Source organism: Sphingomonas radiodurans, assembly GCF_020866845.1.
In the GTDB taxonomy this organism is placed as follows: Bacteria; Pseudomonadota; Alphaproteobacteria; order Sphingomonadales; family Sphingomonadaceae; genus Sphingomonas; species Sphingomonas radiodurans.
The window spans coordinates 1,667,980-1,689,562 of record NZ_CP086594.1 but is presented as its reverse complement, the minus strand read 5'-3'; the positions used below and the strand labels follow the sequence as shown (position 1 = coordinate 1,689,562).

17 protein-coding genes and 2 pseudogenes are annotated in these 21,583 nt (G+C 64.7%); 8 read left to right on the top strand and 11 right to left on the bottom strand.

The genetic code is table 11. The features are described 5' to 3' along the window. Window positions 1–38: 38 nt before the first annotated feature. On the top strand, window positions 39–569 hold the full coding sequence (locus tag LLW23_RS08120) for a M48 family metalloprotease (protein ID WP_228948283.1): 531 nt from the start codon (window positions 39–41) through the stop codon (window positions 567–569). Here LLW23_RS08120 and LLW23_RS08115 read toward each other — a convergent pair. From LLW23_RS08115 to LLW23_RS08105, 3 genes are read right to left on the bottom strand one after another with little or no spacing between them, the layout of a single operon-like run. Then, on the bottom strand, window positions 566–1,207 hold the full coding sequence (locus tag LLW23_RS08115; protein WP_228948281.1) for a L,D-transpeptidase: 642 nt from the start codon (window positions 1,205–1,207) through the stop codon (window positions 566–568). The two genes, LLW23_RS08120 and LLW23_RS08115, sit on opposite strands and share 4 nt — an antisense overlap. Further along, complete coding sequence (locus tag LLW23_RS08110) at window positions 1,204–4,017, bottom strand: two-partner secretion domain-containing protein (RefSeq protein WP_228948279.1); 2,814 nt, start codon at window positions 4,015–4,017, stop codon at window positions 1,204–1,206. Before LLW23_RS08110 ends, LLW23_RS08115 begins: the two co-directional genes overlap by 4 nt. Window positions 4,018–4,068: 51 nt before the next feature. After that, window positions 4,069–5,730, bottom strand: a complete 1,662-nt coding sequence (locus LLW23_RS08105) for a ShlB/FhaC/HecB family hemolysin secretion/activation protein (RefSeq protein WP_228948278.1) — start codon at window positions 5,728–5,730, stop codon at window positions 4,069–4,071. Between the two features lie 230 nt (window positions 5,731–5,960). Between LLW23_RS08105 and LLW23_RS08100 the strand changes: the two are divergent. After that, a pseudogene (locus LLW23_RS08100) lies at window positions 5,961–6,053 on the top strand (IS5/IS1182 family transposase); the annotation flags it as partial. A 26-nt stretch (window positions 6,054–6,079) separates the two neighbouring features. Next, window positions 6,080–6,280 carry a hypothetical protein gene (locus LLW23_RS08095; RefSeq protein WP_228948277.1) on the top strand — a complete coding sequence of 67 codons (201 nt, stop codon included), beginning with the start codon at window positions 6,080–6,082 and terminating at the stop codon, window positions 6,278–6,280. A gap of 71 nt (window positions 6,281–6,351) precedes the next feature. Here LLW23_RS08095 and LLW23_RS17525 read toward each other — a convergent pair whose 3' ends face one another. From LLW23_RS17525 to LLW23_RS08075, 5 genes and pseudogenes are all read right to left on the bottom strand, one after another. Continuing rightward, on the bottom strand, window positions 6,352–6,474 hold the full coding sequence (locus LLW23_RS17525) for a hypothetical protein (protein WP_270049256.1): 123 nt from the start codon (window positions 6,472–6,474) through the stop codon (window positions 6,352–6,354). Between the two features lie 28 nt (window positions 6,475–6,502). Continuing rightward, a pseudogene (locus tag LLW23_RS08090) lies at window positions 6,503–7,849 on the bottom strand (efflux RND transporter permease subunit); the annotation flags it as partial. Between the two features lie 14 nt (window positions 7,850–7,863). Further along, the gene (locus tag LLW23_RS08085) at window positions 7,864–8,976 is read right to left on the bottom strand and encodes an efflux RND transporter periplasmic adaptor subunit (protein ID WP_228948275.1); all 1,113 of its coding nucleotides are present in this window, start codon (window positions 8,974–8,976) and stop codon (window positions 7,864–7,866) included. A 30-nt stretch (window positions 8,977–9,006) separates the two neighbouring features. Further along, entirely contained in the window at window positions 9,007–10,023 is a 1,017-nt protein-coding gene (locus tag LLW23_RS08080; protein WP_228948274.1) for a sensor histidine kinase, read from the bottom strand. Next, on the bottom strand, window positions 10,020–10,694 hold the full coding sequence (locus LLW23_RS08075; RefSeq protein WP_228948273.1) for a response regulator: 675 nt from the start codon (window positions 10,692–10,694) through the stop codon (window positions 10,020–10,022). Before LLW23_RS08075 ends, LLW23_RS08080 begins: the two co-directional genes overlap by 4 nt. A 542-nt stretch (window positions 10,695–11,236) precedes the next feature. Between LLW23_RS08075 and LLW23_RS08070 the strand changes: the two genes are divergently transcribed. Both LLW23_RS08070 and LLW23_RS08065 read left to right on the top strand, forming a co-directional pair. Next, the gene (locus tag LLW23_RS08070; protein WP_228948271.1) at window positions 11,237–12,352 is read left to right on the top strand and encodes an acyl-CoA dehydrogenase family protein; all 1,116 of its coding nucleotides are present in this window, start codon (window positions 11,237–11,239) and stop codon (window positions 12,350–12,352) included. Window positions 12,353–12,366: 14 nt separating this feature from the next. Further along, window positions 12,367–13,614 (top strand): acyl-CoA dehydrogenase family protein, encoded by a 1,248-nt coding sequence (locus LLW23_RS08065; protein ID WP_228948270.1) that lies wholly within the window; start codon window positions 12,367–12,369, stop codon window positions 13,612–13,614. A 508-nt stretch (window positions 13,615–14,122) separates the two neighbouring features. Here the strand turns inward: LLW23_RS08065 and LLW23_RS08060 are convergent. Next, on the bottom strand, window positions 14,123–14,353 hold the full coding sequence (locus LLW23_RS08060; protein ID WP_228948269.1) for a hypothetical protein: 231 nt from the start codon (window positions 14,351–14,353) through the stop codon (window positions 14,123–14,125). Between the two features lie 714 nt (window positions 14,354–15,067). Further along, on the bottom strand, window positions 15,068–16,468 hold the full coding sequence (locus tag LLW23_RS08055; RefSeq protein WP_228948268.1) for an aminotransferase-like domain-containing protein: 1,401 nt from the start codon (window positions 16,466–16,468) through the stop codon (window positions 15,068–15,070). 100 nt (window positions 16,469–16,568) lie between these two features. Here LLW23_RS08055 and LLW23_RS17660 point away from each other — a divergent pair, with 100 nt between their 5' ends. Both LLW23_RS17660 and LLW23_RS08050 read left to right on the top strand, forming a co-directional pair. Then, window positions 16,569–16,904: a UrcA family protein gene (locus LLW23_RS17660; protein ID WP_408642029.1), complete on the top strand. Its 336-nt coding sequence runs from the start codon at window positions 16,569–16,571 to the stop codon at window positions 16,902–16,904. Beyond that, window positions 16,901–17,740: a PhzF family phenazine biosynthesis protein gene (locus tag LLW23_RS08050; protein ID WP_228948267.1), complete on the top strand. Its 840-nt coding sequence runs from the start codon at window positions 16,901–16,903 to the stop codon at window positions 17,738–17,740. The genes LLW23_RS17660 and LLW23_RS08050 overlap by 4 nt, the downstream gene beginning before the upstream one ends. A gap of 201 nt (window positions 17,741–17,941) precedes the next feature. Here LLW23_RS08050 and LLW23_RS08045 read toward each other — a convergent pair whose 3' ends face one another. Continuing rightward, window positions 17,942–18,844 carry a hydrogen peroxide-inducible genes activator gene (locus LLW23_RS08045; protein WP_228948266.1) on the bottom strand — a complete coding sequence of 301 codons (903 nt, stop codon included), beginning with the start codon at window positions 18,842–18,844 and terminating at the stop codon, window positions 17,942–17,944. Between the two features lie 93 nt (window positions 18,845–18,937). Here LLW23_RS08045 and katG point away from each other — a divergent pair, with 93 nt between their 5' ends. After that, the gene (katG, locus tag LLW23_RS08040) at window positions 18,938–21,163 is read left to right on the top strand and encodes a catalase/peroxidase HPI (protein WP_228948265.1); all 2,226 of its coding nucleotides are present in this window, start codon (window positions 18,938–18,940) and stop codon (window positions 21,161–21,163) included. The last annotated feature ends 420 nt before the right edge of the window (window positions 21,164–21,583 follow it).

The window sequence follows — 21,583 nt, the reverse complement described above, 5'->3', positions numbered from 1 at the left end:
GCAGTGCGGCAGCGGATCATTCTGCCTTCGGCGCGGACATGCAAGGGGCCGCTCGCAACGAGCTACCCGAAGACGCAGCGTCTTCGACCATCGATCTGAACGCCGATGGTGTCACGGACCGTGCGTGTCTGTCGCAGGTCGAGCTCGTGGCGGACAACACCATCAATGCGTGGGCGGACGGGGAACGGGTGATGATAACCACTGCCATTCTTGATCAATGCCGCACCGATGACGAACTTGCGTTCGTGATCGGGCACGAAATGTCGCACAACATCCTTCATCATCGCGCGCGGCTCGTCGCGGACGGCGTGGAGATGGGGCTTCTGCCTGTCTCCCCGGCAGGATCGGCGAAGATGCGGGAAACGGAAGAGGAAGCAGATCGTCTCGCGGCGCGCATAACCAGCGCGGCTGGCTATGATCTCGCGCAGGCCGCACCCTTGATACGCCGCCTGCTCGCGCCGGTCGAGCGGCACGGCCCTGCCGCCGAGACGCACCCCCCATCAGTTCGCCGTCTGGCGATGTTGAAGGTGGCGGTTGCGCAGCTAACCGGCCGCCCCGCGCGGCATTAACGCGCTAAAAGTGCAGGAAACACGTCAGCGATCGGTCGCGTTTCCGGCAGGATGTAGACGATGCCGACGGTGCCGGTGAAGGCGGGTTTCACGACGTCGTCGTAAAAGGCGGCGGGCACGTTGATGCAGCCGTAGGACACGCGGTTGTCGAGCAGGGATTCGGAGGCGAGCCGCGCGGCGCGGCGGTCCTTCGGATTGCCGGCGATCACCCGATGCAGCGACAATGCCCCGTCATAGTCGATCCACAAGATATCCTGCTCGAAATCATGGCCAAGCGACGCTTGGTAGCGCCCGGCGGGCGTGGTGCGCTCCGCCGGCTGGATCGTCGCGAGCCGCCGCTGGCCAATGCCGGGCACGCTATCGTCGCCGATCGCCAGCCCGAGCAGTGCTGGCGCGGCACCGGTGATCCGGCCGCGGCGATCGAAGACGAACACCTTCGCCGCGCGCTTGTCGATGATCACGAACGGCAGGTCGCGGTGATCGTTCGTGGCGAGCGTCCGGGCGGCGAACGCCTGAACCTCACCGGAGGCGGCTTCGGCGCCGAAGTCCGGTGTTTCTTGCCCCGCGGGCGATCGCTGCGCAGCGGCGGGCGTCGTGACGCCAGCTGCCAGCAGCAGCGCGAGGATCAGTCCGGTCAATGGCGCGCTTGCTTGCGGGGATATACGGGCACCGCAGGCGCTGGAAGGAATGCGTTGCCGACCCGTTCGGCGCCGGCCGCCGGGCGATCGTCCTGCGCCTGTTGCACCGGCGCCGGCTGGACCGATGCGAGCTGGACCGTTGGCATGTTCACGCCGGTGCCGACCACGCTGAATTGCGGGATCGCCGCGGCGAACGCAGGGACGGGCGTCAAGCCGGTCAGGATGCTAGTGTCCGGCTGCACGGCAACCGGCGTCGGCTGTGGCGCCAGCGGCGGCAGTTCGGCGAGCGGCGGCACGACGACCGGCAGGACGACGACCGGCGGCACCTCGGTGACCGGCGGCGTCACCACCGGCGCCACGACGACCGGTGGTACCACGACGGGTGGGACCACGACCGGCGGAAAGACGACTGGTGGCTCCACAAGGGGTGGCACGACGACTGGAGGAACGACCACCGGAGGAACGACGACAGGCGGCTCCACAACCGGCGGGACGACTACCGGCGGAACGACAACGGGCGGCTCCACGACTGGCGGGACGACTACCGGCGGAACAACGACAGGTGGCTCCACGACTGGCGGGACGATCACTGGCGGAACGACAACAGGCGGCTCCACGACTGGCGGGACGACCACCGGCGGAACAACCACGGGCGGCTCCACAACCGGCGGGACCACCACCGGCGGAACAACAACGGGCGGCTCGACGACTGGCGGGACTACCGGTGGTTCCACGACAGGCGGAACGACGACGGGCGGCTCTACCACCGGCGGCACGACGACTGGCGGCACCACTACCGGGGGAACGACCACGGGTGGGACAACAACCGGCGGCTCAACGACCGGCGGAACGATGATCGCAGGCGAAATCGTCCCGGTCGTCGCGAAGGTGGCGACACAGCAAGATCCGGCGAGCGCATATTGAGCGGCGTTCTCGCCGGCCAGCGTATAGCCGCTGTAGGTGATGCCGACACCCGAGCCGACCGCCGCATTGTCGAACACCGCCGTTGCGTCGGGCCCGGCGACCAGCGTTACGCCGCTCGGCAGCCCGGATGTCGCATTGGTGTTGAACCCGCTCAGCGTGGTGGTCGTGCTGCCGTCGAACACCTTGTCGCCGTTCGGGAACAGCAGCATCCGCTGCGTGAGCGATGCGCCTTCGGTCAGCACAAAGCTGGTCGAGAAGTCCGACGGGGCGGCATAGGAGACGGGATTGTAGTTGATCGTCACCGGCGCCACCGTGACGGTGACGGGTGGGGTCAGCGGCGCGAAGATGATCGTCCCGCCGAGCACGCCGGGACCGGTGCCGGCGGCGCCCGCGATGAGCGTGAGGCCGACGGGCAGGCCAAGGCTCTGCGCCGGGATGACGGTGCCGCGCGTCAGTGTCACCGCCGCGTCGATGTGGACGTCATGGCCCGCGCATAGCGCGATGTTTCCGTCGACGGTGGTGATCGCGTGGAAGACGTGTACGTCGCGGCCGGCGTTGAGCAGGACGCTGCCGTTGGTGGTCGTGATCGGCGCATTGACGTTCACGTCGCGTCCGCAGCACACCACGACATTGCCGTTCGTGGCGGTGATCGCGGCACTGATATTGACGTCGCGAAAGCCGTTCATCGTCAGGGTCGTTGGTTCGCCCGATGCGGTCCAGGCGACTGCGTCGTTGACGAAGATGTCGCCGTTGCCGCCACTCGCATCGGGCGCCATCGTGCTGATCACGACGCTGCTGGTGACGAGCTGCGCCGACAGCGTCGCGCCGGTGATGTTGCCGCCGAGCGGCGCGATGATGAAATCGGCCGGATCGATCAGCCACGTGCCGGTGGTGCCGGTAGCGGCGGCGGTGGTGACGCGCACGCTGTCCTTCACGTTGATCAATGAGGCCGAGGTTTCGATGAAGCCGCCGTTGCCGCCGTTCGGGGCGCTCGCGTCGAACACGCCGTCGACGTTGACGCTGCCGCTCTGCATGTCGCCGAGCAGCACGATCTTGCCTTCGCGGCTGGCGATCGTGCGGGCCTCGATCACGCCGGTGTTGTTGACCGCGGTGCGCAGCAGCTGGCCCGCCGCATGCGCCGTCAGCAGCACTTGCCCGCCATCGGCGCGGATCATGCCGCCGTTGCTGACCAGGCCGTTGACTGCGCCGGTATCGACCATGACGTTGAGCAGCCCGTCGCCTGCCACGTCGAGCGTGACGCCCTGGCCGGCGGCAAGCGCCACCGTGCCCAGCCGCGCGACGATCGTGCCTTCATTGCTGACGTTGGCGCCCAGCAGCGCGACAAAGCCGCCGTCCGCCGCATTGATCGTGCCGCGGTTCAGCACCGCCGCGCCGCTGGTGCCGGCAAAGGCATAGCGACCGGCCATGAAATCGGCATCGCTGATGTTCAGCGTCGAGGCGACCAGCCCGCCGACGTTTACTTGCGCGCCCTGGCCGAACAGCACGCCGTTTGGATTGACCAGGAACACCTTGCCGTTGGCGGTGAGGTTGCCGAGGATCGACGATGGATCGTTACCAAGCACACGATTGAGCGCGACCGACTGACTGTCAGGCTGGACGAACGTCACGCTGTTGCCCTGCGCGACGCTGAAGCTGTCCCAGTTGATCGCGGTGGCTTGGCTTGCCTGATTGACCGTGACCGACCCTGCCCCAGTCGCGATCGTGGCGCTGCCCGCGACCACATTGCCGCCGGTCGGGACGCCCTGCGCGTGCGCCGCCGATGCGAACGCCAGCGCGCCGGTCGTGATCCCGACCATCGCGAGGCGGGCGACGCTGTACAGCGCGGTCGAGCCGAAGAGCCACTGCCTGGTGCGGATGATGTTCATACTGACGGTCCTTGCGTGGGGGGCGGGGCGCCGCGGAATGCGACGCGACCGTCAGAAAATCTTGACGAGCTGAACGAGGACGCGGCCCTTGCGGTCCGGCCCGGAGGTGACGCGTTGGTCGCCCAGTCGATGCGCGTAGCTGGCTCGAACCTGAAAGCCGTGCGGCTCTGTCCAGATGAGCCCGCCGCCAACGCCGCTGCGCGTGCTGCGATTAGGCCCGGGAAACCAGCGATCGTGCGCGAAATCGATCACGCCGGCATCGATGTAGCCGATCGCCTGGAGCTGGCCGGGCACTGCTTCGATCCATTGGTTCAGCGTCAGGCGTGCTTCGGCGGTGCCGATGATCCCCTCATCGCCATAGGCCTCGCCTTCGGGATAGGCGCGCACGCCATACGCGCCGCCCAATTCCATCTTCTCCGACGTATCGAGGTTGTCGAAGGCATATTGCCCGCGCACCCAGCCATAGAGCGACAGCGGCCCACTGATCGTCTGCAGCCGTGCGGCGGCGAATCTGATCTTGCTGTAGCCGCCATCGGTGCGCGCGGTCAGCGCGTCGGCGGCGCGTTCCAGCGGGCTGGTGATGTCGAGCGTGCCGAAGCTCCAGCCCGCCGATAGATTGCTCCATCCGCCGCCGCCGAACTCGTCGTGCGAATCGGCCGCGAAGCCGAGCGAGGCGACGCGGCTGCGCTTGGTCGCGCGTGACGAGACCAGCCCGATGTTGTCCACGAACCAGCGCGCCTCGGCATCGGCGAGCGCGTAAAGATTAAGGTTGCGCGAGCGGATCAGCGGATAGCTGGCATAGGCGCCGACGATGTTCGCGTTGCCGTCTGCGTCGAGATTCTCGAACTCGCGGCCGAGCTGGTAGCGGATATGCGCGTAAGCGATGCCGAAGGTGACGTTGGCGACCGGCGCCTGGTAAGCGATCCGGCCATAGGCCAGTCCGTCGACGGCGGCGAGAATCCGGCCGCTCAGCCGATCGCCGACGCCAAGCGGATTGTTTAGGTTGATCGAACCGCCCGCCCGGTAGGTGCCGGTATAACGGTTACCGACGTTGTCGGCCTCGACGCTGCCGGTGATGCTGCGACCCGGCGTCAGATCGACCACGAGATCGGACGTGCCGACCGCCGAGCCGGGACTGAGCGTCGATCTGACGCCGACACCGGGAAGATCCGACAGCAGCAGCAGGCGGCGCTCAAGCGGCGCGCCTTCGACGATATCGCCACTGTCGAGCCCGCGCAGGCCCTGCCGAGCGACAGTGTCCGACAAGGTGGATTGATTCTCCAGCCCGATCTTGCCGTACCGGCCTTCGATCACGGCGATCGTCACCGCGCCCGATTGCACGTCCTGTTCGGGAACATAGGCCTGCGCCAGGAAATAGCCGCGCGCGTGGTAATAGGCCGAAATGCGCCCGGCGAGCGCGCGCATCGCCGCGAGTGTCAGCTCCCCTCCGGGGCGAAAGCCGCTGGCAGCGATCAGCGTCGGTTCGTCGAACAGCGTCGCGCCGCTTACGCGTATTGTATCAACCCGGACCGACGCGCCCGCAGGGCCGGTGTCGGCCGGCGTGGCGCGCGGTGCGATGCTGATGTCGGGCGCAGTCGTCGGGACAGCCGGCGTCGGCGGGATCTGCTGAAGCTGCCCTGCAGCGGTGGTGCCTTGCGCATAAGCCGCTGGCGCGAACGTCAGCGCCACGATCGATAGTCCGGATTTCAGCAAGACTGCCTCTAAGCTGGCCGCGTGATGAAACGCTCGTCTCCACCCGCAGCGAGCAGAGGAGGCAAGTAGCATTCGGGTAGTTTTCAAGTGTGCTGATCAGTCGAGAATTATCGCCTTCAGCTAGGGCTAAAAGACTTAACTAGGCGTAAAATGCTGTAAGGGATATATTACTAACCTATGTTACTATCTGGCTTAGCGAGAAGATCGGACGTTTTCTGTCGCCGGCGCGGAGGGTCGACGACCGGCTTGTCCTCGGCGGTATTGTGTTCGTGATCCGCAACGGACTGACTTGGCGCGAGACGCGTGCCGACTACAGCCCGCACTCGGCTTTTTCGCCGACGAGCAGATTATGTTCGCCGCCACTCTCGCCTATGCGCTGCCCAACGGATCGCGCGCGCTGGTCGACCGGATCGCCGACCCGGTTCCGAATGGCGACGATGGCGTCGTCCGGATCCATGTACACTTTAGCGCAGCGAGCAGCGATGCCGAGATGTTGGGCGCTTTCATGGGGAATTTGCCGAGACGCTCGCCGCCGACGCTGTGGTGTTGAAGCTGAGGTCGCACCTGCCGGATCGGTACGATAACGCAGAGCCCGCCCCGCCCGCGCCCAACGTCGAGCATCTAGTGCCTGCCGAGCGCGCGTTGATCGCGGTAATCGAACTGGCCTTCGAAAGCCCGCTGACGCGCCGCGCGTTCTTCGAGTCCGACGCCTTCACGGCAATGCAGGTCGGGCAGCAGGCTCATAACGCGCATGCCTCGGCATTCGTGGTTCGAGCGCGATGATCAGCAGTCCGCCGGATACAGGAACGATGACATCGCTCGTGGCGCGGAAGATCTGGTTGAGCCGGGGTGTCTCGCCGCCGTCATTCGCCTGCGACAGTCGCTCGACGACGTTTTCGATGACGACGACCGCTCCATCGACCAGCATGCCGATTGCGATCGCCAGGCCGCCGAGGCTCATCAGATTGGCTGTCAGGCCCCAGCCGCGCATCAGCATGAACGTCATCAGCGCCGCGATCGGCAGTGTCACCGCCACGATCGCCGCCGCTCGCCAGTCTCCCAGAAACAGGATCAGCAGGACGACGACAAGGATCGTCGCCTCGACCAACGCCTTCTCCACGGTGCCGACCGCGCGGGTGATCAGGTCGGATCGGTCGTAAAAGACGTTGATGGTCGTGCCGGTGGGCAGCGTACGCGACAGTTCGGCGATCTTTGACTTGACCCCGGCGACCACCTGGCGCGCGTCTGATCCGCGCAGCGCGATGACCAGCCCCTCGACCGTCTCACCACGCCCATCGCTGCTGACCGCGCCATAGCGGGTGAGGCTGCCGATCGATACGGTGGCGACATCGCCCAGCCGCAGGACCCGTCCGTCGTTGCTTCGTAGGACGAGCGCTTTCAGGTCGTCGACTGTTGCGATCGCACCGACTGCGCGCACGATCAATGCATTCTCGCCGTTCGCTAGCCGACCCGCGCCGTCGTTGCGATTGCTGCGGTCGATCGCGGCGCGGAGGTCGGCGGCGGTCAGCCCGGCGGCGGCGGTGGCGATCGGATCCGGGCGTACCTCGAACGTCCGTACGAAGCCGCCAAGAGCGTTGACGTCGGCCACGCCGGGCACCGTGCGCAGTGCCGGGCGGATCGTCCAGTCGAGCAATGTCCGCCGGTCCTGAAGCGATTGCGGCCCGTCGATCGTGAACATGAACATCTCGGACAGCGGGGTCGAGATCGGCGCGAGCCCACCCGTCACGCCCGCGGGCAGATCCCCCATCACGCCGGCCAGCCGTTCGCTGACCTGTTGTCGCGCCCAATAGATGTCGGTGCCGTCGGCGAAGTCGATCGTCACATCGGCAATGGCGTATTTCGCGGTCGCGCGAAGGATCGACTGTTTGGGGATGCCGAGCATCTCCTGCTCGATCGGCGCGAGGATGCGCGTCTCCACCTCGTTCGGCGTCATCCCGGGTGCCTTCAGGATCATCTTGACCTGGGTCGGCGCGATGTCGGGATAGGCATCGATCGGCAGCGTGACGAAAGCCCAGACGCCAAGCCCGGCCACGACCACCGCCGCCGCAATGACGAACAGCCGGTAGGAGAGCGCTTGGGCAAGCAGGGTGCGGAGCATCGGTTCCGGCACCGTCAGTTCGCGCTGGCGAGCGTCACGAGCTCGCTGATGCCGCTCGTTACGACCCGTTGTCCGAGCGTCAGGCCGCGCGTGACGACCACATGATCGCCGGTGCCCTCCGAAATTACAACTGGGCGGACTGACACCCCGCCCCGAACGACGAGAAAGACCACTGTGCGCCCATCGATCTGGGTGACGGCCGCAGCCGGTACGCGCACCGCGCCTGCCGGTGCCGGTCCTTCGATGACGACACTCGTCGCGCTTCCCGGCGAGATACCCGGGGCCGACTGGACATTGGCGGTCAGCGTTGCCGATCGCGTCGTCGGATCAACGGCGGCTCCGACGGCCAGCACCGTGCCGACCCCGTCGGATCCGACCCTGACCTGCATGCCCGGACGCACCAAACCGATCAGCCGCTCGGGAACCTGCGCGGCGACCTGCAGCGCGCCTGCGCCATCGATGACGAACGGCGCCATGGCCGGATCGACCATCTTGCCGGTCTCTGCGGTCATGCTGCTGATCCGCCCCGAGATAGGCGTCGTCAGGGTGTAGCCCGCACCGGCAATGCGCCCACCACCCAGCAAGGCAATCAGCCGGTGCTGCTCGCTTACGTCGATGGCGCTCTGTGCCGCCAGCGCCGACGCTTCGTCGGAACGGGCAGGAGCAATGATCCCTTCACGCGACAATTGCTGCAGCCGGCCGGCTTGGGCGCTCGCCACTGCCTGCCGCGAGCGCGCTCGGGCCAGATCGGCGCTCAGGCTTACAACATCTCGGCTAGCGACAGTCGCCAGCGCTTGCCCCTTCGTCACCGCTTGGCCGTTGACCACGAAGATGCGCGTGATGACCCCCGGAAGTTGAGCCGCCACGGCAACCCTTGCATTGGGCGGCGGCGTAATCTGTGCTGGCAAGGTCGCTAGCGCGATCGTGTCGGCGGCATCGACCGGGGCGACTTCAAGGCCGAGGCTGCGAACCTGCGCGCCCGTCAGTGCGATATATCCCGTGGGTTTGGTGCGCTGGGCCGCGGGCGCGATCGGCGGCGTGGCCGGGTCGGCCGGGATCACCAGCCACGCCGCGGCCGCCGTGACCGCGGCTGCGCTGCCGCCGAAGATCAATGTTCGATGCTTCATGATAAGCACCGCTATCGCCGCAGCCTGACGTCAACCTGACAGGGGCAGGCCCAGCCGAATCTCGCGAGCGTCAGGCGCAGTGCTCAGCGTTCCGCCGTGCGCCTTCACGATGCGATCGACGATCGCCAGTCCCAGACCCGCGCCGTCCGTGCTCGCGTAATCCGCGCGGCGATGGCGGCCGACCAGGTCAGCCAGGGATGATGTGCTCAGCCCCGGCCCCTCGTCGCGAACCGCCATCGTCCCGTCGGCCGTAACGCGGACCAGGATCGTTCCCCCGGGCGGCGTAACGCGCAGCGCGTTCTCCAACAGATTGCGCAGCGCAGCGCCAATCGCTTCGCGGCGCCCCGACGCCCACACGGGCATGTCCGCCGCAAGCTCGAGATGCGCCGACCGGTCCAGGGCAATCGGCGCCATTCGGGCAATGACGTCGCCAGCCAGATCAGCAAGGTCGATCCGGCTGGGCGACGTCAGCGACGCCGCGTCGGCTTCGACCTGGGCCAACAGCATCAACTGGTCGATCAGGCGACGCATCTGCGCAACGTCTTCACGCAGCCGGGATGCCTCAGGCACGGTCAGGCGATCGAGTTCGAGCGACAGCAACGTCAGCGGCGTCCGCAATTCGTGTGCTATGTCAGCGGCGAAGGCCTCGTGCATCGATGCGACTCGGTCGATACGCTCGAGGGTCCGGTTGATCGCATCGGCAAAGGGGCGTGCCTCCTGCGGCAGGGCGTCGGCCGACACGCGGACGCCGCGCACATCCTCGGTTCGCGCGTCGATCTCATCAGCAGCCGTCCTCAGCGGCTCCACGGCACGACGGATCGCCCAACGCCCGGCCAGTGCCATGGGAACGATAAGCACGGCCATCGGCAGCAAAACGTGCTCGGCCAGCTCACGCAGCGCGAGCTGCGCCGCATCGCCGCCCGATAAATGATTGAACGACAGACGATATTCAACGCCGATGAAGACGAGAAGTAATAGTGCGCCGAGCCCGCCGACAACTGCCAGGCTACGCGTCAGGCGACGAGTGATCGACGGCTCTTGAATCACGCAATCCGTTCTCGCAGCATGTACCCGACGCCGCGAACCGTATGCAGATCCAGATCGGCGCCCGCATCGTCCAGTCGCCGGCGTAGACGCGATACGATCGCCTCGACCGCGTTCGGTGTGACAGCCTCGTCGAATTTATAGAGTCCGTCCTCGATCACACCTCGCCGGACGACCTCGCCTGCGCGGCGTAGCAGGAGTTCCAGCAAAGCGCTCTCTCGACGGGTCAATTCCTGCGAGACCGTCGCGATCGCTACCGCGTGCGATGCTGGGTCAAAAATCACGTTTCCCAGCTCCAACGCGACTTGGCGACGCGAGCCTGGTCTTCGCAACATCGCGCGAAGCCGCGCCGCAAGCTCGTCCATCGCAAACGGCTTCGCGAGATAATCGTCAGCGCCAGCATCGAGCCCCTTCACCCGGTCCTCCAGCGCGTCGCGTGCAGTCAGAATTAGCGCAGGAGGCTCCCCGCCGGCACGCCGCCGCAGCCAGTCGACACCATCGCCATCGGGCAGCCCGAGATCGAGGATGATTCCGTCGAACGCAAATGACGCCAGCGCGTCTGTCGCTGCCGCAAGCGTTGAGACCCGGTCGCATACATGCCCCTGTCCGCGCAGTCCCGCCGATACAAGCTCCGCCAATCGCGTATTGTCCTCGACGATCAAAACTCGGGCCATGACACTCCAGATACTCGAAGAGGCGCGTCAACCAATACAACGCCAATCTGACGAGCGCCTGACATAGCTATCCTGAAACCTTCTGCTGGACGCGGCAGCGAGCTTTATGTCAGTCCCCGCGGCCTAATCGATCGGGATTCAGCGACCAATCCGAGACAAACTCAAAATTAACGAGCGGCCGGTTTTGGAAAGCGCGCGGGCCGGCTGACGTGACCCTCCGATTCTTCGTCCACCTGGAACTAGAGACCGGCCTTATGTGACCTGCTACCTGATCTTGGACTAATTGGCCGGCCTTTCATCCAGTTCCTGCCGGTCGCGATCTGCGCCTCGCTGAACTTCAATCTCTTCATCGATCCCTCCGTTACCTGGTCCGCAATCCTAGACTGGAAGTTTCAGCTCAAAACGGTCCAGGAAACGGACAGCAGGTCACGCGAGCGATCGGACGCTCATTGATCCAAGGTCCGTCAAGTCGTTGCGGCACATGGTTGCACCTCCCATGCAATCGGTGCATCATCTCCATAACGAATGTTATGGAGGGGCGAGTGCAGTTCGATTTCAGCGAGCAGCAGCAGGAATTTCGCCAGGAGGCTCGCCGCTTCCTCGCTGCAGAGTGCCCGCCCGAGCGGGTGCGCAAGGCAATTGAAGGCGGCGGCTTTGACCGCGCCTTGTGGCAGGGGGTCGCCGAGATGGGCTTCCTCGGTATCGCAATCCCCGAGGAGCATGGCGGGCTAGGCCTGGGCTATCTGGAGCTATGTGCGGTCGCCGAGGAGTTTGGCCGCGCGCTTGCCCCCCTGCCGATCCTCTCTTCGATCTACCTCGCCGCTGAGGCGATCAAGTCGTTTGGCACAGCAGAGCAGCAGGTTGCATGGCTTCCGCGTCTGGCGGCCGGAGCGACGATCGGCTGCCTTGCCGCCGCGGAGGGCGAGCGGCTGAGCGAACGCCATTTGCGGACTGCCTTCGCAAACGGCCGGCTCGACGGCACCAAGGCGCCGGTGCTCGATGGCGATATCGCCGACATCGCGATTGTTCTTGCAAAGGAAGGTGACGCACTCAGCCTCGTGCGGGTCGATCTTGCGGCTGACGGCGTGACGCGCACGCCGCTGGATACGCTCGATCCGTCGCGCGGCCAGGCCGAGATCGTCTTCGCTGGCGCGCCCGCCGAGCGGCTGGGCGAACGTGGGGAGGGCTGGGCGATGTTTCAGACCTTGCTCGACCGTGCCGCAGTGCTGACCGCGTTCGAGCAGATCGGCGGCGCCGATCGCGCGCTCGAGATGGGGCGCGACTATGCGTTGGAGCGAATGGCGTTCGGGCGGCAGATCGGTAGCTTCCAGGCGATCAAGCACATGCTGGCCGACATGTACGTCTCGGCCACGCTGGCGCGGTCTAACGCCTATTACGGCGCATGGGCGCTTTCCACAGGCGCGTCGGAGCTGCCGCAGGCGGCAGCGACCGCGCGCGTTTCCGCTACCAACGCCTTCCGCCATTGCGCCAAGAACAACATCCAGGTTCACGGCGGCATGGGCTTTACGTGGCAGATGGATTGCCACTTCTTCTATCGCCGCGCCAACCAACTCGCGCTCGCGCTCGGCGGCCCGCCTGACTGGGAAGAGAAGCTCGTCTCCCGACTCTCCGCCGTCAATATGCCAATCGCTGCCTGAGAAAGGACGGACCGATGAACTTCGACGACACTCCCGAAGAAGCCGCATTCCGCGCCGAGGCGCGCGCCTGGATCGAGGCAAACGCACCCAGTCACCTTCTCCCGATCCTCTCCGGATCGGGCTTCGGCACGTCGGCCGAGGCTGGCGAGATCGACATGCTCGCCGAGGCCAAGGCGTGGCAGAAGAAGAAGTGCGACGCCGGCTGGGCCTGCCTTCACTGGCCGCAGGAATATGGCGGTCGCGGCGCGACGCCGATGCAGCGCGTCGTCTGGAACCAGGAGGAGGGCGTGTACGCGCAACTCTCCTTCACCTTCATCATCGGTCAGGGAATGTGCGGTCCGACGGTAATGGCGTGGGGCAGCGAGGAGGACAAGCAGCGCCTGCTTCCGCCGCTCGCCGCGGGCGAAGACATCTGGTGCCAGATGTTCTCCGAGCCGGCCGCCGGCTCCGATCTGGCGGGCCTGCGCACCCGCGCGGTGAAGGACGGTGACGAGTGGATCGTCAACGGATCCAAGATCTGGACCAGCGGTGCGCATATTTCGCAATACGGCATCCTCCTCACGCGCACCGACCCCAGCGTCGCCAAGCACAAGGGGCTGACGATGTTCTGGGTCGACATGCGCTCACCTGGGATCGAGGTTCGCCCGATCCTGCAGGCGCATGGCCAGTCGGGGTTCAACGAGGTGTTCTTCACCGATCTGCGCATCCCCGATAGCCAGCGGCTCGGCGAAGTGGGCAACGGATGGAACGTCTCGCTGACGACGCTGATGAACGAGCGGCTGTCGATCGGATCGGGCATGTCGACGGGGTTCGAGCCGCTGCTCGACTATGCGATCCGCGCGCCGGGGCCCAGTGGCGGGCGGCTCGTTGACGATCCGTCGATCCGCTCGAAGCTGGCGGACTGGGCGACCAAGGCCAGCGGGCTGAAATACACCGGGATGCGTGCGCTGACCGCGCTCTCGAAGGGCGAACAGCCGGGGCCGGAGAATTCGATCGGCAAGCTCGTGGCGGGCACGACGATGCAGGACATCGCCATGTTTGCGATCGATCAGCAAGGCGAGGCGGGGGTGCTGACCGACCCCCAGCGGGCTGCCGCCGCCGCGCGCTTCCAGCAAGTGCTGATGCGCAGTCCCGCGACGCGGATCGAAGGCGGGACCGACGAGATCCTGCGCAACATCATTGCCGAACGCGTGCTCGGCCTGCCGGGCGACGTGCGCGTCGACAAGAATGTGGCGTTCGACAAGATCCCCACGCGGGCCTGAAAGGTTGCACCAGTGCTGTCAGGCTAAGGCGAAAGCGTCTCTGGGCCATGCACCACGATTTCTCCCAGCGAAAAAAGGCTGTGGGGGTTTGCCATCCTGCCAAGGTAGCAGGGTGGCGTCCCTTGCAGCGGCCTGTTTACCTTGCGGGTCGTCGCTTTATGTCACGCTCCGCCGTGAGCCGACCGGCAAACCCTAGCGGCGTTGCCCTTCGTAGTTGACGCCCGAGCGCGGCTGCGCTCGCATGAGCGGTCTTCTGTGTAGCTGAACGGATAAAATTTACGGGTAGCCGCGGCGGACCTGAAACGTCCAGCTGTTGATCTCGAATAAAGCGGTCCCTCGGACTACAGATCGTTACCGGCGCCGTTCACCGTATCCCACGCGGATAGCGTAATGCTGGCCGGAACTACGGCGAAAAGCCCGATCTTCTTAATCGTTGTACTTCTCCTCGCGTCAACGTGGCAATGACGAGTGGTCCGGCGAGCCCGATACGCCGGCCCGCCGCGAACACTCAGCGCAGCCGGCGGCGGGTTGCCGTGGTCGCGCCGAAAGCGGCGGCCGCCGCGCCGGCCAGCAGCGCCAGCACGAGGACGAACGAGGTGCCGGCAGCGGCGCCCGCCGCAGCATCGGTGGCCGACTTTGCCGTGGCGACCGTATTGTCCTTCGCCGGCACGAACCGCTGCTTGGCGTTCGTCACCTCAAGACGATCTTCGAGAAGCTTGGCGTCGACGACCGGACCCATACCGTCACTATCGCTACGCGGCGTGGATATCTAGGCTAGGAGCTTCCGCTGCTAAAGATGCAAGGTATAATCCTGAAAGTCATTTCGTCCACCGGCAGACCTGCAAGCAACACCTCTCTGCCACTCTGGCAGAGTGAGCTCCTCGCGAGCTAAGCCGCTATGCTCAAAGCCTGATGGGCATAGTGGAGACAGCGGTTCGTACTAGACCAACAGTACCAGCCGCAGGTTCGATCGGCGCCCGCAAAACAGCAACAGATCGGCAATCGCCTTTTGGCGGCTATTGGTCTTGCAGACTTTAGGGCTATAAACCAAGTGCGCCGTTTTGGCGGCGCTGAAGCCATCAAGGTAACAGAGGATCCGCGGGATCCCGTTACAGATCACGGCACGTTATATAACTAAACTATGACGCCCCCTGTATGCTCGATATTCGTCAACGATCTCAATTCCGATTAGCGGCCTCCGGCGCCTTCACAGCTGATCGCTGGGCCTGAGACGCATTTAGGATGTCGGCGTGATTGGCCATCATCGATCCTTTGCGGCTCCGCTAAGCCCTTATTCTGCCTGAATAAAGCCGCTGGTCGCGATGCGCGGCGGAGGGGACGTTATCGCTACAAATTGGGCTTGCGCGTCGAGCGGCCCGTTTCCACAGCCAGGCGGGCGCTTCTGAGTCTGCAGCACCAGAAATCTTTAATCGCTGCAATGCCACCGAACATATCAGCGCGCTTTGCGACAGGCGGTGGCAAGAAACTCGAACAGTCGTTCATCGTCGCTCATCGCGACGTTGAAGCGCATGAAGTCGCTCCACGATCCGCTGATACTAAACACGTTGCCGGGCGCTAGCATGATACCCTCCGCCAGCGCTGCACGTGCCAACGTGACCGCGTCGATCCCGTCCGCCAACCGCGCCCACAGGAAGATGCCGGAAGTGGGCTCGATCCATGGTTCGACCCCGACCGCGCGGAGCCGTTTCACCGTCCTCGCCATCGCACGCGACAGCCGCGTGCGAACCGCCTCGATATGCCGACGAAAGCTGCCGTCGGTGAGAACGCCGTGGAGCAGATTAGCCGATAGCGGGTTGCCTGCCATTGATGTCGCAATCCTGAGATCGGCGAGCGCTTCGATCCAGTCCGGTCGCGCAGCGATATGCCCGCAGCGCACCGCCGCGGACAGCGATTTGGAAAAGCTGCCGATGCGGATCACGCGATTCAGCCCGTCGAACGCGGCCAGCCGTGGGGCGATGGCATGTTCGAAATCGGCGAAGATATCGTCCTCGATGATCACGAGGTCATGCGCGTCTGCTAGCTTGAGCAGCTTGTGCGCCGTGGCCGCCGCTAAGGTCGCGCCGGTAGGATTATGCGCCGCTGAGTTGGTCAAATACAATCGCGGGCGATGATCGGCGAGCGCTGCTGCAAACGCTCCCAGATCAGGCCCCGTCGAGGTCATCGTCACGCCGACGACGGTCACGCGATGCGCGCGCAGCAAGGCGAGAAAGTTGAAATAGCAGGGATCGTCCACCAGCACGGTGTCGCCGGGCTCGAGTAAAAACCGGCAGACGAGGTCGAGCGCGTGTGTGCTGCTGTCAGTCAGCAGGATCTGTTCCGGCGCGGCGTCGACGCCCTGTCCGGCAAGCCGCCGGGCGAGCAACGCGCGCAACGGTGGCGATCCTTGCAGCGAGGCATAGCCGGTTAGCGCACCATCGCGACCGTCCCGTGCGGCCGCACGAAGCCCCTTGCGGATGGCATCGCCTGCAAGCCAATCCTCGGGCAGCCAACCACAGCCGGGCATCAATCTCGTGCGATCATCGGCAAGCGACTGGCGCAGCATCCACAGCGGATCGACCTCGCGCTCGACGGCCGCGCCCATCCGGTCGAGCGCGAGCGGTGCGAGCGGGGAAGCAACGTAGAAACCCGACCCTGGCCGTGACCGGATCGTGCCATCCGCGGCAAGCCGGTCATACGCTTCGACCACGGTCGATTTCGAAAAACCGATCGTCTCCGCCATTGCGCGAACCGATGGCAGCCTTGCGCCGGGGGTCAACGTTCGTCGCTCGATCCTTTCACGAATCGCATGAATAACCTGTTCGGTGCGGGTTTCGGGTGCTGTGTTCGTCCTCATCGTACCGTTCTTTTGACCAATACAGTTCGACCGAATTGTACGCACCTGTCCCTGTTATGACGAATCGCCTTTTGGCATCGATCCTCATCAGGAGGTTGTCATGCGAACGTCTTTCCCCAGTGCCTTGATCCTTGCCGTGTTGCCCGTTTCAGGTGTGGCGCAAGAGATGAAGCTCAGGCCTGACCGCTATGCCATGGCGCTGGCACGGTCCGATCTGCGGTCAAGCACGCCGGCTATGGCTCGGCGTTCGCTCCACCGTATCGATCGCGCAGCAACAGCGGTGTGTGGTGCCCCCGAGGGCAGTCTTCACGAACTGACAAGGGCAGTTCGGACGTCGGCCTGTTGGCGCAATGCGGTCAACGATGCGGTTGGCCAAATCGATGCCCCGTTGCTGGCGCAGGCTTGGCAGGAATCGCTCAGCGGAGAGGCGCCATGACGCGTCGCTTCAAGCTTGTGGATGTGTTTGGCGCGGGCCCGTTCACCGGCAACCCGCTGGCGGTAATCGCCGATGCCGATGGCCTTTCTTCCGACGAGATGCAGCGCATCACGCGTTGGCTCAATCTGTCGGAGACGACCTTCCTGCTTCCGCCCAAGGACATTCGCGCCGACTATTGTGCCCGCATCTTTACCCTGAACCGCGAGCTGCCCTTCGCCGGGCACCCTACTCTGGGCACCTGCCATGCTTGGCTGGAAGCGGGCGGCACGCCTAAAAGCGACGGCAGGATCGTGCAGGAATGTGGTGTCGGCTTGGTGGAAATTCACCGGCGCGGCGAACGGCTCGCCTTCTCCGCGCCGCCGCTGATCCGCAGCGGCAAACCGACACAGGCGGAGATCGCGGAAGTGGCCGACCTGCTGCGGTTAGACCAAACTGCGATCGTTGATGCAGAGTGGGTCGATAACGGTCCTGGCTGGATCGCGGTGATGCTGTCGACGGCCGACGCGGTGCTGGCGGTCGACCATGCGCGGTATCATCATCGCCCAATCGCAGTCGGCATCGTCGGTCCGCATCCAGCCGACAGCGAGGTGGCGTTCGAGGTTCGCGCGATCTTTAGTGACGCGCATGGTACGCTGATCGAGGATCCGGTCTGCGGCAGCCTGAACGCGTCGGTGGGGCAATGGATATTTGCGAGCGGCCGTGCGGCAGATAGCTATCTTGCCGCGCAAGGTGGCTGCATTGGCCGCGATGGTCGAGTGAACGTAACGCAGGATAACGATGGTCGAGTCTGGGTCGGCGGACGGACGATCACGTTGTTCGAGGGCCATTGTCGCTGAAAGCCGCGGAGTTGATTTCTCGTGCCAAAAAGCCCGCCACGCGTGAACGCCCGATGATCAACGACACCCGACCATGAATGAACTTCTCAAGTCGAATCTGGGAAGCGTTCGTGAGCATCCGCATGTTGGTTTTGCGAGACAAGCTCGCGCCGATGGAAACGCCGCAACCCGCTCATCGATGCCGAAGGGGCTATCGCAGCGTCAAACCGCGTCGGTGCCCACGGCTCGCTTGATCGCCTCGCCAAGTAACGCGAAGTCGCTGGAACGCGGATGGCCTTTGCGCCACGCCAGCGCGATATGGCGCGAGGCATGAAGCCCCTGAACCGGCCGCGCTTCGACGCGCGTGCCGACGAGGATGCCAGCGTCGATCGCCATCTGCGGAAGCAGCGTGTAGCCGAGGCCCGCATCGACCAATTGAACGAGCGTATGCAGCGTGGAGGCGATTAGCCGGCTCTCGGATACCGCCGTTGCACGATTGCAAGCCGCGAGTGCGTGATCCTTGAGGCAATGTCCGTCCTCGAGAAGCAGCAATCGCTTCGCGTCGGCGTCGCACAGCGGCAACGCCAGCTCATCCTCCCCCTTCGCGGCGACGAGCGACAGGCGGTCGACTGCTATGTCTACGGTCTCGACCTCGCCGCACTCGACCGGCAACGCGAGGAGCACGCAATCGACCTCCCCACGCCCCATCGCCTCGCACGCAACACTTGTCAGCATCTCGCGTACATGGAGCTGCAGAAGTGGCCAGTCGCGTGCAAGCGCGAGCAGGATGCTGGAAAGCAGGAAAGGCGCGATCGTGGGGATCATCGCCATTCGCAACGCCCCTACCAGCGGCTCGTGCGAGCGCTGCGCCACGGTGTGAAGATCCTCCGCAGCGCGCACCGTCTGCCGGGCGCGGACCACGATCTCCTCCCCGATCAGGGTGAAGCGGACATGACGCTTGGAGCGCTCGACCAGGCTCGTGCCCAGCAGCCGCTCGAGCTCGGCGATGCCGACCGACAAGGTGGATTGCGAGACAAAACAGGCAGCTGCCGCGCGCCCGAAATGGCCATGCTCATGGAGCGCGAGCAAATAGGAGAGCTGCCTCAGCGAAGGGATAGGCTTCATCGACTGAAGCGATAGCAGAAATAGCTCTAATTCATTGGCTAAATTTATAATCCGAATTTAAAGCTACATCATCGAATCAAATGGAGTGAGAACATGGCTGACGAAGATCCCGGCGAGCGCTGCCCAATGGGTCAGAACGGCGGCTCGGGCAAAGTCCGCTCGCTGCTCGGACGCACCAACAAGGATTGGTGGCCTGACGCGCTGCCAGTCGAAATCCTGCACCAGCATGGCGTGTCCCCCAACCCGATGGGCGAGGATTACGACTATGCCGAGGCATTCAAGACGCTCGATTATGCGGCGCTGAAAGCCGATCTCACCGCCCTGATGACTGACAGCAAGCCGTGGTGGCCGGCGGACTATGGTCACTATGGCCCGTTCATGATCCGCATGGCTTGGCATGCCGCGGGCACCTATCGGGTAACCGATGGACGCGGCGGCGCGTCGTCGGGGCAGCAGCGCTTCGAACCGCTCAACAGCTGGCCGGACAACGGCAACCTCGACAAGGCGCGGCGCCTGCTCTGGCCGATCAAGCAGAAGTACGGAAAGCACATCAGCTGGGCGGACTTGTTCATCCTCGCCGGCAATGTCGCGATCGAGAGCATGGGCGGCCCCGTCTTCGGCTTTGCTGGTGGGCGCAAGGACGTCTTTCAGTCCGAGGGCGATACGTATTGGGGCGCGGAGGAGCAGTTCATCGGACATGCGGATCACAAGAGCCGCATTCGCCCCGACGAGCAGCTTGACCTTGAGGGGCCGCTGGCGGCCGACTCGATGGGCCTGATCTACGTCAATCCCGAAGGGCCCGGCGGCAATCCTGATCCGCTGGGATCGGCGCGTGACATGCGCGCGACGTTCTCGCGCATGGCGATGAACTCGGAGGAAGTCGTCGCGCTCACGGCCGGCGGCCACGCTTTCGGCAAGACGCACGGGGCGAAGCCTGCAGAGAATTTCGGCAAGGAGCCCGCGTCGGAAGCCGTCCACATGCAGGGCCTCGGTTGGCTCACGGACAGCGACGAGATCGGCAAGGGCCACATCACCACATCGGGGATCGAAGGCTCGTGGTCGAACAACCCTACGAAGTGGACCGGCGACTATTTCCGTCTGCTATTCAAGTATGAGTATGAACTGACGGCCAGCCCGGCGGGTGCGAAGCAATGGACGCCGATCAATCCCGAATGGGAAGACATGGCACCGGATGCGCGCGACCCTAACAAGCGCGTGCCGACGATCATGACGACCGCCGACATGGCGCTGAAACTGGATCCCGAGTTCCGCGCGATCTCTGAGCGCTTCCGCGACGATCAGGCGGCGCTGGACGATGCGTTCGCGCGCGCTTGGTTTAAGCTGACCCATCGCGACATGGGCCCGAAGGTCCGTTATCTCGGGCCGGAAGTGCCGGAAGAGACGCTCATCTGGCAGGATCCGGTACCTGAAGGAACCGCGCCGAGCGATGCCGACGTCGCGGCGTTTGGGGAAAAGGTGTTGGCCTCTGGCCTCAGCGTCGGTCAACTCGTCAAGACGGCTTGGGCGTCCGCTTCGTCCTACCGCAAGTCTGACCACCGCGGCGGTGCCAACGGCGCGCGTATCGCGCTGGAGCCGCAGAAGAACTGGGCGATCAACGAGCCCGCGGAGCTTGCGACTGTGCTTGCCAAGCTCAACGAGCTGCGCGGCAGCATTTCGCTTGCCGATGCGATCGTCCTCGCGGGTTCGGTGGCGATCGAGAAGGCGGCGAAGGATGCCGGTTTCGAGATCAAGGTGCCATTCACCGGTGGTCGCGGTGACGCGACGCAGGAGTGGACCGAGATCGAGAGCTTCGCTTGGATGGAGCCGCAGGCCGATGGCTTCCGCAACTATCTGCGGACGCGGCAGTCCGTGAAGACCGAAGAGCTGCTGCTCGACAAGGCTTCGTTGCTTGGCCTGTCGGCCCCCGAGATGACGGTGCTGCTCGGCGGCCTCCGCGTGCTTGGCGCCAACTATGGCGACAAGCCTGAAGGCGTCCTGACCGATCGCAAGGGTCAGCTGACCAATGACTTCTTCGTCAATCTGCTCGACAACGAAACCTTCTGGCAGCTTGTTGATCCGTCGAGCGACGAGGAATTCATCGGACACGACCGTGGCGGCAAGGGCGAGAAGTGGCGCGCCACCCGTACCGACCTGGTCTTCGGCTCGAACTCGCAGCTGCGCGCGACGGCTGAAGTCTATGCCGAGAACGGTAACGAGGAGAAGTTCGTCAAGGACTTCGTGAAGGCTTGGGTAAAGGTGATGGATGCCGATCGCTTCGATGTGACGGCCAAGCCGGTGACGTCGAACATCGCGACCTGATCAGCGCCTGATCCGAGAAAGAAGGCGGTCGCGAAAGCGGTCGCCTTTTTTCGTTGCACATGGTTGAACACATTGGGCGCAAATATCTTACCCTCGGTGGCAACGGTGAGAGCGGATTTTGCTTCTAGCAGTAAGGCGAAGTTCTTCCGCTGCCCGGCGCGCGTCAGGCCGGCATAGCGCGAGCGCCTGATTGTGCGCCTCGCCCGCACATGCTCGGCGAGCTTCTTCTTGAGGACGCCACGCGCTGCTGCTCTTCGCCCGGAAAGCCGCGCTTGAGCCAGCCCGCGACCTGTTCGCGCGCCAACTGCAGCGCAGTTTGCGCGACACGGTTCGCCCAATCTCACATGGCAAGCCAGCTTGCAGTGCTCGTCGGGCGCAGCGCACGGTCCCCGACTGATTGTCGATGACGAGCGGCCAAGC

Coding starts and splice junctions, on each gene's coding strand:
- LLW23_RS08120 (WP_228948283.1), top strand. CDS start 39: ATGCAAGGGGCCGCTCGCAACGAGCTACCCGAAGACGCAGCGTCTTCG.
- LLW23_RS08110 (WP_228948279.1), bottom strand. CDS start 4,017: ATGAACATCATCCGCACCAGGCAGTGGCTCTTCGGCTCGACCGCGCTG.
- LLW23_RS08095 (WP_228948277.1), top strand. CDS start 6,080: ATGTTCGCCGCCACTCTCGCCTATGCGCTGCCCAACGGATCGCGCGCG.
- LLW23_RS17525 (WP_270049256.1), bottom strand. CDS start 6,474: ATGAGCCTGCTGCCCGACCTGCATTGCCGTGAAGGCGTCGGACTCGAA.
- LLW23_RS08085 (WP_228948275.1), bottom strand. CDS start 8,976: ATGAAGCATCGAACATTGATCTTCGGCGGCAGCGCAGCCGCGGTCACG.
- LLW23_RS08075 (WP_228948273.1), bottom strand. CDS start 10,694: ATGGCCCGAGTTTTGATCGTCGAGGACAATACGCGATTGGCGGAGCTT.
- LLW23_RS08065 (WP_228948270.1), top strand. CDS start 12,367: ATGAACTTCGACGACACTCCCGAAGAAGCCGCATTCCGCGCCGAGGCG.
- LLW23_RS08060 (WP_228948269.1), bottom strand. CDS start 14,353: ATGGGTCCGGTCGTCGACGCCAAGCTTCTCGAAGATCGTCTTGAGGTG.
- LLW23_RS08055 (WP_228948268.1), bottom strand. CDS start 16,468: ATGAGGACGAACACAGCACCCGAAACCCGCACCGAACAGGTTATTCAT.
- LLW23_RS17660 (WP_408642029.1), top strand. CDS start 16,569: ATGCGAACGTCTTTCCCCAGTGCCTTGATCCTTGCCGTGTTGCCCGTT.
- LLW23_RS08050 (WP_228948267.1), top strand. CDS start 16,901: ATGACGCGTCGCTTCAAGCTTGTGGATGTGTTTGGCGCGGGCCCGTTC.
- LLW23_RS08045 (WP_228948266.1), bottom strand. CDS start 18,844: ATGAAGCCTATCCCTTCGCTGAGGCAGCTCTCCTATTTGCTCGCGCTC.
- katG (WP_228948265.1), top strand. CDS start 18,938: ATGGCTGACGAAGATCCCGGCGAGCGCTGCCCAATGGGTCAGAACGGC.